At 55.7% G+C, this 13,767-nt stretch carries 7 protein-coding genes; all 7 read left to right on the top strand.

Annotation, left to right across the window (positions count from 1 at the left end; all coding sequences use genetic code 11):
- Positions 1-972: type II secretion system F family protein (locus ACF8AM_RS13890; protein WP_392556208.1), on the top strand; the 972-nt coding region annotated here is incomplete at its 5' end.
- Positions 973-1,123: 151 nt separating this feature from the next.
- The gene (locus tag ACF8AM_RS13885) at positions 1,124-2,266 is read left to right on the top strand and encodes a type II secretion system protein (protein ID WP_392556207.1); all 1,143 of its coding nucleotides are present in this window, start codon (positions 1,124-1,126) and stop codon (positions 2,264-2,266) included.
- Positions 2,267-2,334: 68 nt separating this feature from the next.
- Complete coding sequence (locus tag ACF8AM_RS13880) at positions 2,335-3,585, top strand: type II secretion system protein (protein WP_392556206.1); 1,251 nt, start codon at positions 2,335-2,337, stop codon at positions 3,583-3,585.
- Between the two features lie 5 nt (positions 3,586-3,590).
- Entirely contained in the window at positions 3,591-4,766 is a 1,176-nt protein-coding gene (locus ACF8AM_RS13875) for a Tfp pilus assembly protein FimT/FimU (RefSeq protein ID WP_392556205.1), read from the top strand.
- Positions 4,763-6,019 carry a hypothetical protein gene (locus ACF8AM_RS13870; RefSeq protein WP_392556204.1) on the top strand — a complete coding sequence of 419 codons (1,257 nt, stop codon included), beginning with the start codon at positions 4,763-4,765 and terminating at the stop codon, positions 6,017-6,019. Before ACF8AM_RS13875 ends, ACF8AM_RS13870 begins: the two co-directional genes overlap by 4 nt.
- Positions 6,020-6,096: 77 nt before the next feature.
- Positions 6,097-11,550 carry a hypothetical protein gene (locus ACF8AM_RS13865; RefSeq protein WP_392556203.1) on the top strand — a complete coding sequence of 1,818 codons (5,454 nt, stop codon included), beginning with the start codon at positions 6,097-6,099 and terminating at the stop codon, positions 11,548-11,550.
- Between the two features lie 41 nt (positions 11,551-11,591).
- Positions 11,592-13,655 carry a prepilin-type N-terminal cleavage/methylation domain-containing protein gene (locus tag ACF8AM_RS13860; protein WP_392556202.1) on the top strand — a complete coding sequence of 688 codons (2,064 nt, stop codon included), beginning with the start codon at positions 11,592-11,594 and terminating at the stop codon, positions 13,653-13,655.
- Positions 13,656-13,767 lie beyond the last annotated feature (112 nt).

Raw genomic sequence — 13,767 nt, 5'->3', positions numbered from 1 at the left:
TTGGCGGACTTCTTGGAGTCGGCGGAATCGCTCAAGCGAAAGGTCAAAGGGGCGTTGATCTACCCGGTCATCGTGGTCTTGGTCGCCGCGTTGATCCTGACGTTCATCATGTTGTTCATCGTTCCGACGTTCGAAAAGATGTTCGATGAATTTGGCTTGGACCTGCCCGCGCCCACGGTGTTGCTGATCGCGATGAGCAACTACATCGCCGGGTATTGGTTCCTGCTGATCGCAATGCCGGTGTGCGGTTTGATCTTGGTCAAATTGATGAGGAAGTTCAAACAGGGGCGAGTCGGGTTTGACATGTTCATCATTCGCGTGCCGATTTTTGGGGCGTTGATTGAAAAGAACATTCTGGCTCGGACAACGCGAACACTGGGAACACTGATCAGTTCAGGGGTGCCGATTTTGGAGGCCCTCAATATCACGCGAGAGACGGCGGGCAACGCCATGTTCGAGCGAATGTTCACAGGCGTCAGCAACCAGATCCGCGAAGGGGAAGTGATCAGCAAACCGCTGAAGGAATACTCCGTGTTGGGTTTTCACCCGATGACCGCGGTCTTCTGGGCGTTGTTTGGTGCTTTCCCAGTAATGATGGTCATGAGCGTGGCGTTGAACAGCAAATGCAGCAAGCTGGATGACGGCACGATGGTTGAGATGTTGACGTTCATGTCCTTGTACATGATCGTCGGTGGCTCCGTTCTGTGCGTGTTGTTTTACCTGACCAAGATCAAAGGCCGGGTGGTCGATGACCTCGTCGTCAACATGGTTGACGTGGGGGAAGAGACTGGTGAACTCGACACGATGCTTTACAAGGTCGCCGACACTTATGACGAAGAAGTCCGGATCATGACGGACGCTCTGACCGCGTTGATGGAACCCTTGATGATTGTGTTCCTGGGACTCGCGGTCGGTTTCATCGTGATCAGTTTGTTCATGCCATTGGTGTCGCTGATCTCCGGATTGACTTGATTCAAACAAAGAAAGAGGTCTGGCCGACGTGCGAGCGTTGGCCGGACCTGAGAGACAAAACCTTTTCCACAATCAATCGCACCGCCATCTGCTTTGCAGTGGAGTGAAGCGGATGACCGTCAGAACCTTTTTCCCTGTTCCGAGAGTAGCGATGAACGCTCGATCCAATCTCCTGCAGCCATCCCCCGTGGCCCCCAAGTCCCGCTCCGCCTTCACGTTGGTGGAGATCCTGGTGGTGATCGCCATCATCGGGATCCTGACGGCGGTCTTGATCCCGGCCGTGACCAATGCAGTGAAAACGGCACGTGTCACAAGTCTGCGTCTGGAGATCACCGCGTTGGAACAGGCCGTCGAGCAATACCAACAAGAGTACGGTGACTACCCGCCAGACTTTTCCAGTTGGGCCGTGGTTGAAAGGCACTACCGCAAGGCGTTTCCACGGATGTCAACGGATGATTACCAGTTGCTTTACAACATGCTGCATTCCGGAGGTGTTTATCAAGCGGCGAACATTGGCCGGGACGAAGTCTTGCCATGGGTATTGGGCGGATACAGCGATGACACGCAGCGCCCTTTCACCGGACCAGGTGGACCGCTGTCTTGGACAGGCGATGGCACCGACACGTACGGTGGTGCGACGACTGCTGAACGCCAAGACCCTAGTAATTTTCAAGTCAATATCGACCGACCCAACGCCTTGATGGAATTTGAAACCTCGCGGTTGGACTACAACGAGGTCAACGCAGGCGCTGCGATGACTGGCACGAATCGTAGGTTGTCTAGCGACACCGACCTGTTTTTGAGTTACCGCTCAGACTCGGAGGGAGCCCCATTTGTGTACTTCGATTCTCGGACCTATGCACACAATGATCCGACCTTAGGGTTCAACGGGTACGGTTCAACAACATACGGATATGTCCGGCCTTATCTTTCCACCAATGCGAACACAATTCGAGCAGGTAGTAATTACAGCACTCAGGCGGAGGCACTCGGTGCATGGCAGTTTATGAATCCGAACACGTTCCAGATCATCAGTGCTGGGCTTGATAACAACTTTGGTGCGACGGCGTCCTATGACGTCGACGCTAGTTCACCGGCAGAACCAATCTACTTTCAGTATGACTCGGGAGCGGCGATCGCACTTTTGACTGGAACAAGCTATACGACACCTGAGGATCTGATCGTCAGCAGCGTCTCAAAGTATCAAGAATCGGCCTTCGGCGACATCGAGCAGTACCCGGCTGACAACATCACCAACTTCAGCAACGGTGCGGTTGTAGATGACATTCCTTGATGAATGAAGAGAGGTTTTTATCAGTCATTCAGCGCCGTGCGTTGTGAATTCGGGCTTGAGGTTTTTCAATGATTCCAAACAAACAATCGAAGACGGGTTTCACGCTTGTCGAGATTCTGGTCGTCATGGTTGTGATCGGAATCATGGCCAGCATGGTGCTGGCTGCCGTTCAAGGGGTCACCGCCAGTGCCCGAGTATCGCGCACTCGCACGATCATTGGATTGATTGATAGCGTCATTCAAGAGAAGTACGACTCGTACAAGTATCGGTCGCTGCCGATCGAGGTTCCCAATTTCGCGTCAACTGTGGGCACGATGAACGCGGGTGGTGACACGATGTTGTCGTTTGAAGTGCTTGGGACGGAAGCCGCTCGTGTTCGCCTCAATATGATTCGAGATTTGCAGCGGATGGAGATGCCGGATCGTTACTCTGATTTCGTGACGGCACCAGCATCCGTTTATGGGGCCGCCAGTCCCGTGCTCATCAAGGATACCAGTGAACAGATTGTTGGCACTCGTACCGACAAGTCGTTGCGTCGCTCGTTTCCGGTCTCGTGGTTCGCTGGTTCGAAGCCCTCATTGGCTCAGGCTTACCAAAGTCGAGTCACGACAGCAGCAACGGAGGAGTATCAAAGTGCTGAGTGTCTTTATCTGATTCTCGCGACGTCTTACTCGGCTGGAACGCCAGCGATCGATGCGATCCCGACCAGCAACATCGGTGACGTGGACGGCGATGGCATGTTTGAAATATTGGATGGCTGGGGGAACCCCATCGGGTTCATTCGTTGGCAGATTGGATTTGACGATCCCGATGGTGCCTTGGACCTCGACATCGCTGACGAGTTTGACCTGTTTCGATCGGACTTTTACTACTCCGTCACGACGGCACCAGCGCCGTCGTCATCCACGGTTCTGCCCGCAGTGAACGTCAACGATGGGATTTACGGTGCACCGTGGGCGATGCGTCCGCTGGTCATTTCCGCAGGCGAAGACAGTGAGTTTGGGATCGCTTTCAATCCCGTCAATTCATCGGGGACTGCCTTGGAAGCCTACGACTACACCTCGTCGACTTGGGCGTGGCCAAAGAACGTCGACAACATGGGAACGGAGTTCGCAGGTCGTGGTTCGTCAAACTACATCTGGGTCGATCCCTACATGCGTCGGTTCATCGCTGCCAATGACCCGGGCGTTTTCAATCGAACGAGTGCGACTTACGCCACAGACACGGAGCGACGGTTGCCAGGTGAAGAATTGACTGGCCGGGCCAATGAAGTGCTGGCTGACAACATTACCAACTTCTCACTGCAGGTGACCCAATGAGTGCGATGATGCCGCTCACGCAACCAGTGGGCCTGATGTCGGGTTCGAGTCGAAACTCCAAGCTGAGTTCGCGTGGTTTCACGCTGGTCGAGTTGTTGATCGTGATGTCGATCTTCCTGTTGATCTCCGCGATTGCGTTGCCAACCGTTCGCACTTTGATCAGCGACCAAAAGGTGAGCCAGGCGTCTCGAACGATCGTGGCTTATCTGGACGAAGCGCGCAGTCGTGCCATTTCAGAAGGACGCTTTGTCGGCGTCCGGATTGAGCGAGCCAGCAGTGCGTCGACCGTGGATTTTCGGACTGCCGCTGGCGTTCGGTTGCGGCAGTTGAGGGGCGTTCCGCCTTACACCGGCGAGGCATCGGACGCGAGGGTGACCTTTGTTTATCCTCTGCCCACAGGCGGTTTCCCAAATCCATCTTTGCCTGACCCGCCTTATGACTCAACGGATGTTGGGCTGGAATTTTCCGGGGTGAGAAACCAACTGTTGACCCTCTACACGGATTCCAATTCCGTTCTGCACAACGACGATTTGTATGCCCCCATCAAGGATGGCGACCTGATTGAGCTGCCAGGCGGACGTGTCTTTCGGCTGGACTTCACCGGGTACACCAGTGGAACCGACACGGTGCGAGCGACCATCGATTTGGATTCGCCGCTCTCAGGATCGAGTACCTTTCCCGTGACCCACCAACCGGTGGACGGTGCTTCGGTACCGTATCGCATTCATCGTTCTCCGGTGGTCTCGACGAGCCAAAGTCTGACGTTTCCACGTGGGATCGTGGTGGACACGACCTATTCCGGAATCGGCATTGATGGCAATCAGTTCATGCCGCAGGGAGCCAGTGCAAACGCGGCAATCGACATTGTGTTTGGGCCAGACGGCCGAGTGGAAACGACTTCCATCGATGCGATTGGAAACCGTGGCGTTCCTGATGGCATGATTTACCTCTGCATTGGTGACAGCGACGGTCTTCAGCCCACCACTCCATTCAACGCAGATCCGCGCACGCCCGCCAACCTAATGAATTTGGATTCCCTTTGGATTGTGATCAATCCAACGACGGGCCGGTGTGTGGTTGCCCCCAACGCTTCGGTGAGCACGACGACGTCGATGCCAGCCGCCCTTCGCGACGCTCGCTCGTTGGCGATTCTCTCAGACACCTTGGATGCGACCCCATGATCATTCGCAACTCATTGAATCCTCGCGCTGCCATCACGCTGATTGAAGTGATATTTTCGATCGGGGTGATCATGATCGGCCTTCTCGGTCTGCTTTCCGTCATGCCTTTGGCGGGCGGTCGGGCTCGGGATGCGGTGTCGCTGAGCGTGGGTGCTGAGATGGGAGATTCCATTGCCAAAGAGGTCTTGGTTCGCACGTGGCTGGGCAATGGGAACTTGGTGAACATGTCTGGGACGAGCGTGGCGTTCAACCAGAGCACGCAGCTGTTCTCTGCGGGGGGGACAACCTCTCGTGGAATTTGCATCGACCCGTTGTATCGTGCGGTTCAGGGCGGCACCGTCACCTCATTCAACAGCTACGACAACAGTCTGTTTCCATACTATGTTGCCAATCACGATCCGCTATTGAACCCGGCTGAGTCGGACTCAACCTGGGAACCACCATCCATTGACCCTTGGCCAGCAGGTGAGGCAGGAGACGCACCACGATTGACCCGGGTTGGTCTCTCAGGGGTGAATGCAGAGCTGGCGCGGACGATCATTGAGAGCGTCAACGATTTGGTGGTGCAGCAACCGAAAGACACAACGATTCCTGCCAAGTTGACTGGACTGAATTCGGGTGAGACGGATTATGGGCGTCGGATTCCAACGGGTGAATTCAGTTGGATGGCGACCCTGGTGCCGACGCAAAACCGACGGTTCGCAAACCTGTCCATTGTGGTGATGCAGAACCGTGTGGTGGACATTGATTTCCCGACTGCGGCGCTAACGCCCCCGATTCTTCCGGAGATGAATGGGATGAGTGAACGAGTCGCTCAGGTCACGTTTGCCTCTGGTTTCTCAGGTGGTGCGGGCGGGGTGGTTCACTTGACCGCCTCGGCAACCACGTCCTCGGATCTCGCCCCCAACGACTGGGTGATGTTGTCGCGTCGCTTGTCCCCAGGTGGCCGGCACGTTCATCGGTGGTATCGCGTCGTGGCGGTGGACCAGGAGGCGGAAGAGCTTTTCGCTGAAAGTAATTCATCGCTGGGCACAGGAGATGCGGCCCTTCCAGCACCTCGGTCCGGAATCGATCGCACCGATGAAGAACTGTGGCGGCGACGTGTTTCCTTGGACGGTCCCGACTGGGAGTTCAACTTCGACGCTCCGTTTGAACCGTACGCTGACAACACTTTTCAGGACAACACGTTTGCCACGATTGTCGAAGACGTGGTGTCGGTGACGGAGCGTTTAATCCCTTGGACGGATCTCTGATGGTCACTCGAACAACCCTGACGCAGTTTCCCTCCTCACTCTTCTCTCTTCTTCCTAGAAACGCGCGGACCAATGCCATGAAACGGTCGCCATCGAATCAACACAGCGGGGTCATTTTGCTCGTCGTGCTCAGCATGCTGACATTCTTCAGCGTGCTGGTTGCTGCCTTCTTGGTTTTCAGCAACCAAGCTCGGCAAGCGTCATTCGCCATCGCGTCACGAAACGTCAAGCAGAGCCATCCAACCAGCTTGCTCGACGAAGCGTTGATGACCTTGATTCGTGGGACCGATGATCGAACCAGTCCGTTTTTTGGAGAGGATTTGCTGAGTGATTACTACGGCCGGTCTGATTTTTCAGCGGTGCGGGTACTGGGGGCGGCGGCTTTGTCAAACCTAACCTATTCAACCCACTTAACGTTCACCGTTGAGAATGACACGACCGTGACGGGAGGGAAACCGCTCGCCACGGACGTTGTCGACGATCTATACACCGGACGGATCATCACTTTCACGTCCGGGGATCTGAATGGTCGGTCATTTCGCGTCTTGCGATCGACGTCCGCCACATCGGGCCAGCACACGCTCACGATTGCAACCAACGCCGAATTGGACAACGTCGTTCCTGTGAATGGCGACACGATCAGGATGAATGGAGTTCCCAGAAACGCGGTTGGCATTGGGTATGACGGGACCAATGTGAATGCGATGGCACCGATCAACACCGCAACGTACGGGAATGTTGGATTCACCCTGCCCAGAGCGATCCAGCCGAACCTACTGGATCCGGTCGTTGGGAAAAACACTTTCATCACGACCGACGGGAGCGATTTCGATGAGAGCTACGATGCCGCAGATTACAACAATTGGTTTCTGAGCTATCGCGATTCAAGCGGAGTCGTCATTCCATCGTTTCATCGTCCGTCGGTGATCAATTACATCTTGAATGAGACGACCGATTGGAGTCCGACATCGATGTCGACCATTTATTCGGATGTCGTCGCTAGCATCGCACGGGGGACATTTCGTCCGATTCCGATCGCAGAGAATCAACTGCGATTGCTCGCAGCAGGCGGATCGGATCCGATTCACCCGCAGTTCACCGGCGGGAACCCCAGTTTTGCTCTGCGTGCTCCGCTGCCGATGCAGCGGACGGGAGGAGCCACTCCAAACTACGATGCGGCTCAAGCCCGCTTGAACCAGTTGGCGAGCGCCTTGATCGAGGGTCCTTGGGACGTCGACAACGATTTCGATGGAATTGCTGACAGCATTTGGGTTGACTTGGGACTGCCTCTGGTGACCTCGCCGGAAGGCAAATTGCTCCGGCCGTTGATCGCGCCGATGATTCGTGATCTCTCAGGACGTTTGAATGTCAACGCTCACGGGAACTACGCTTTGATCAATCAAGGCGTGGGCGTCAATCAAGTTGTTGGTGATTGGGCCGGCACCGCAGGAGCCTCACAGTTTGCTTTCCGTGGGCTGGGATTCGGGCCAGCGGATATCAACATTCCTGGCACCGCGGCGCAATTGTTTCCTCTGTTACGGGGGCGATATTCCGTTGGATCCGGCACCAGCGAAATGGTTCCTGGGCGATCGGGTGCTGATGCGCTTGGTGTCTTGGCAACGGGGTGGCGCCCGAGTGTCCTGAATGGCACGACCGTCTACCCACATTCGATTGATCCCTATGGGCGAGGCGGGTACGCGATGTCGCTCAGTGGCGCCTTGGTTCCAGCCAATGATGACGACACCTCGGCGACATCACCATCACCCATTGATTTTGGGGAAACACTCACGGACGACCCTGCGACGACTGCCATCACGGAGCCGGATTCAGACGAACTGGTCGATAATCCTTATGAGTCCGACCCAACGGGCCGTCTGAGCGGCGACCGTCGCTACACCGAAGACGAGCTCGAGGCGATTGTTCGTGCAAATGAATTTGACAGTGAGTTGCTGCCCGCGCGTTTGACCGAATTGGTTCGCCCGCTCGTGACTGCGGACGCCAGTTTGGCCAACGCGCTCACCACCACCAGTGTTTCCGATGACTCGCCCTATGCGGGAATCGATGCGGCATCAGCGTATGACGAAATTCGTTCACTCATCGCTTCGATTGGAGGTGGGGCTCTCACGAATGATCAACTGAACGACTTGGTTGCACCGGAGCTGCGGTTGGCAAAACGCCTGAATATCAATCGTCGAATTGGAAATGGAGTGGATGACAATTCCAACGGCGTGGTGGACGAGCCGCGTGAATTCCAATTGGCGGGTTTCGATGATGATGGCAACGGTGTCCTGGATGACACCAGCGAAACAACCGGAACCGAGACAGAAGCTTTTGAGTCGTACGCTGGGCAAACCGTTGATGCCAACTTTGCTGGTCATGCTCCCGACTACACGCTGGATGACTCGGCGATGGCGTCGCCACGGCAATTGCTTGCGCGTCATTTGTACGTCCTGATGATGATCATCAGCGATGATTTGCGGAACAACTACCCCGGCTACGGTGACACGCTTGCCACTGCTGTCCCAACAACGGATCCGGAGGAATATCGAGCACGACGATTGGCTCAGTGGGCGGTGAATGTGGTGGACTATCGCGATTCCGATTCCATCATGACGCGTTTCGTTTACGATCCCAATCCGTTTGACGGTTGGGCGGTTGCGGATGATATCGACGGCGATGGCGTGATCGATACCACCTCAACACCCAATGAAGTTTTTGGTACCAGCACCACCATGCCAACGGCTCAAAGCCCAGTGGTGTTTGGATGTGAACAGCCGGAGTTGTTGTTCACAGAGTCGTATGCCATGCACGACATTCGTGCTCGAGACACTGATTTCGATGCCGAGAATAAGAAGGGCGATGGAACGGGATCTGATTCCGATGAGGACCTTGATCAAGTCCGTATTCCTCAGGGATCTCTGTTTTTGGAGTTGTATTGTCCTCGGCGACGTGTGATCGCTCCGAGTCTGAATCCCAGTACCGCAGGGATTCCTCGAGAGCTCTACACCGTGGATACGGCAGGGACCAATGTTTCGTATTACCTTGATTTGGACCGGACGATCGACACTTATTATGACGGTACCCACTGGGGCGTCGTGTCCCTTGGCGACGAAATTGAAATCCCGATCTGGCGAATCGCGATCAGTGAGCCCCATTTTGATTCGACGATCCCGGCCACAACTCCCGCTGCCAACGAAAGTTCGCCGATCGTCTTGAGGGACACGCTGCCGGACACACTGTCGTTTCATCCAGAGCTTGGGAATCTAAACGCGATGGACGAGATCGATGATACCGCTGCGAACCTGGCGTTGGAGAGATTCGTTTTCTTCACGGATTATGCCGACACCGCTGAACTGCAAACCGCGATCACTCCTTTGCCGGATATCACCCAGCAAGCGCAAGTGTTTTTCAATTCCAGCGGTACAGCGCCAGAGCTTTATCCCGAGCAATATCTGACGCTTGCTCCACGCATCCGAACGACGTTTGGCAGTCTGAACTATACGACTGGTCCGGCAGGGCCTAGCGAACAGGCGTTCGAAATCGAAAACACGGCTCCAGCGATTGGGTTGATTCAGTACAACGCAGCAGGAGCTTCCTTGACGCCGAACACCACGACCAACATCCTTCCGGGATTGGCCCTTCCCATGTCAGGGTTTCCTGCTGGAGATTGGACAAACAGTGGCACAACCGCACCAAATGGGATTGGGTTGAATGTCTCCGAGCCGCTTGCGATCGCACCCGGTGACTACTACGCCGAGCCGACGAGTCGGTACATCGACAACGCAGACTATCCGCTCACGGACGCCTATGTGGAATTGGATTCCAGCGGGACTCCGATCGCTGGGATTGTGCGTGACGAACCCGAGGACATGCAGGCTGGTCGACCGATTCGAGAGCTTACAGAAGCCTTTGTGAATTCAGCCACGGTAGCGGATCCGATGCTGGGCACGGTGCCCAATTACCGCACCGCTTTCTTGCAAAGGCTTGCCGATCCAACGCGAGGTTTCCATCCAACCCTGAATCCGTATCGAACGGTCGATCAAATTGCGATTGATTTGACGGTGTTTAGCGGAGAAGAAACTCCTGCGAATGTGACCAGCACTGGTGATCCCGCGGCAACGGCGACCATCGAATTGGACTACGCGGGAGGAAGTCGCCAGCGTGATGGGATTGCGATGAACGGAGCGGGAACCAATGTGCTGTATTCTTACAGCACCGATGTTCCGGCCACCGTTCCCAATGCTGGGGGAACAGATTACTTCAATCTGGGCACTGATATTCAGACAACGTTCAACTATTTGAACACGAACTTTGGCACTCCGGTGACAACGCCGATTCGTGGACGGCCCGCGACTCCGTTTGCGATGCACCCATGGCTGAATCGACCCTATGCCACACCGCATGATCTGATGTTGGTGCCGGCGTGTTCGGCGGGACGATTGTTCGAAGAATTCAGCGTGGTGAACGCAGGCGATCCAGCGATTCAGCCCGAGGGGAGCAGCACAACGACCGACCCGGCGTACGCGGAAACGTTCATCTCGCCATTTCGACACCTGCTGAATTTCTTTCACAGCGAGAACGTGAAGAATTCCAGTGCGGCACCTGCTGCCGAGTTTCATTCTCTGTTTGAGTTTGTGGGCACGCCGCCTCCGTTCCGAGGTGAATCGGACGCAGTGCCGCCTGCTGTGATCAACGGCACTCCGCTCGAGGATTTGTACAGCGCTCCTTTCAACTTCGTGGAAGACAATCGCCGAATCGGGAAGGTGAACCTCAATACGATTGAGGAGTTCTCGACTTGGAAGGGACTGATGCAGGGACATCTCAACGCAGGCGAATACACATCTGCCGCGGGGACAGGAACAGCAACCCAGTTGTCGTACAACGAATTTGTGAAGTCACGTCGCGGCTATGTTCCCACTGGAACCAGATCGACGGTGATTGATGCGGATGCGACGACTCCGGTGAATTATCTTCCCAATCAATTGGATCCACGCTTTCCGACGCAGTTCGCGGGCGTCTTTAAACGATCCACAGTGGGCGATGCAGCACCGGAAGTTCGCAATTTGAGTACGACGGCTCAGGATGAATCCGAAGATTTAAGACGCCGGAAAGTCAATGTTGGGTTGCTGCGAGCCGCGGGCCGGTTGGACGAACAGGAGTCTTCCGGCGGAACATCGCCCAATGAAGTTTCGCTGTTCGTTCGTGCGGCGACCCAGACACCTGTGGTGGGGGCAACGAACTTGTCACAAGATCGTAATCGCAACGCGTTCCTGAAATACCAAACCGTGAATCGGATGCCGAATCTTGCATCGGACAATTCGCAAACCTTCCTCGTTCGGATGACGTTGGGTTTCTTTGAAGTCGACCCGACCAACACCAACAATTTGGGTGCGGAATACAACGAAGACAAAGGCGAAAACCAGCGGTATCACGCGATGTTCATCATTGATCGCTCGGTCCCAGTTGGCTTCATCCCTGGCCAAGACGTCAATGCGAGGGACACGGTCGTTTTCGAACGGTACTTCCAGTAAGAACGCGTCCGCATACCGCACTGCTTTTCGAGTGATTCATCATGAAACCTTCTAATCTCAATTCCATGACTGCGCGACCCACGCCACTTCTGTTTGGCACGCCGGACGCCCGCGATGCTTCCCGGCGAGGCTTCACGCTGGTGGAGATGTTGATCGCCATGACGGTCACGCTGTTGATGATGGCAGCAGTCGCACGGGCGTTTGCTTTTGTGGGAGCCCGGATTCGGGAGAGCCGTGGCAACGTGCAATTGGCGAATGAGTTGCGTGACATCACGACTCGCCTCAATGATGAGACAACCCGTTGCACGGTGAGTCTGACGCCGACAACCGGTGCCCCCGATCCCTCGGGTTATTTCATGTATTACGAGGGGCCGGTGACCGACGCGACTTCATCGTTGTTCCGCGCCAGCATTGATGCAGATGGGAATGTTGACATTCCAGATTCACGCTATGGGGACTTCGATGATTACCTCGCCTTCACGGCCATCGCTCCCAAGGGAAGTTGGTTTTCAGGGAAGGTGCCTCGTTACATCTTGGATCAGCGAGCAGCGGATCTGGCGGGGACGTCTTACAGCATTCCGGCGGACGACCCTGGGACCACCAACATCGACGAGAGCCAGGTTCCTTTTGAGCCGGTGATGATTCGGTCTCGCTATGCTGAGATTGTGTACTTTGCCAGCCCCGAATATCCCAATGTGGCCGCCGACGATCCGGAGTATCTCCGCTATGTCGATGTGGACGGCGACACAGATTTAGGAAGCGGGACGGCGACCGAGAACGGCCTTCCAGATCGGATGAAGATTCATCGGCGAGTTTTGTTGATCCGTCCTGATCTCAATCTTTCTACCGGGAGGTTGCCCGTTCAAAGTCGATCCGTTGGCGGTGTTTTGGTACCATTCATGCGAGCGGACAATTGGCCGGACGCGACCAATATCACTGTTCGTAGCACTGCCCCGGTTGCATCCGGGTGGGCGTACGGGATGGCAGGCGTGCATCAGCAATGCGACTTGTCGGTACGTCGGGTCTTTGATTCGACAGGGAATCCCACCGCGAATGTTGCCGCCAACTCTCTTTCGGATCTTTCCGTTCCGCACAACCGATTCGCACATGTCCGGGTTCCCAATTCCGTGCTGACTGGATCGGGGGGAAATGCTCCTACGTCGATGCCGGTGCTCGCGTTGACTGGGCCTGCCACCGTCTTGAACATGCGCAACCTCGACACGTCGACTCCACGGCTGGCGCCACCGCTTTCCAGTGCCGGTGCAGCTGCTGTGGTCACTCCGAGCCGACTGTGTGGTTTCTTGCGACGCGAGTTTGTGCTGGGTGACAACAACACGCATCTCAATCCGGGAATTGGTTGGGGCGCGGACCGTCGTGGTGAGGATGTGGTGGTCAACAACGCACTCAGCTTTGATGTGAAGGTTTTTGACCCTGAGGTCGCGCATTTTGAAACCGACGATAACTTGGTGGTCGGTCCCAATGACCCTGGGTATCGCGAGGCTTTGCTGGATGCAATTGCAGACGGCGATGCATCGGTGCTCAATGGTGGGTTTGTTGATCTGTGTTATCCCGTGCTCGCGGGAGGATCGCTGCGGGGGTGGCAAGCACGGTATTTAGATCGGGTGAATACGACGACCGGATCGACCATTGCAGCGTCCAACACTGCTCTCTTCACGCCATTTTCTGGTTTGGAGGCGTTCTCCAATGCCGCGCAGTCGTACTCCAATCCACTGTATCGTTCGGGGCGTTTGCTGACGTCGGGCGCGAATGCAATTTTGCTCTTCCAGCCTGCTTTTGATACCTACACTTCGTGGTACGAAAGAGATGGTATCCGTCAGAGGCGAGTGAGCGAAACGGCGGAGGGAACCCGATGGACCACGACGACCGGGGCGACCGCTGACCTTGGTACTGATGGCATGGAAGGAATGGGCATCTATGAAGCGGGAGCCGTATCCGTCATCGGACGATTTGGGGCGGACGACATCGGCGAACGAGAGACATTGCCGCCGTTCGTCGCGACGCCTGAAGCCATTCAGATCTCGGTTCGTTTGGAGAATCCCACCACGCGGCAAATGCGACAAGCCAGTGTCACGGTTCGGGATTAGGGGTGGCTTAGTGGCTCAGGGCCACAGGGTCACAGGGTCACAGGGTCACAGGGCTTCAGGGCTTCAGGGCTTCAGGGCTTCAGGACTCGGGACTCGGGACTCGGGACTCGGG

The organism is Rhodopirellula sp. JB055 (assembly GCF_043100905.1).
Classification (GTDB): domain Bacteria; phylum Planctomycetota; class Planctomycetia; order Pirellulales; family Pirellulaceae; genus Rhodopirellula.
This window is presented reverse-complemented; position numbering and strand designations above follow the sequence as displayed.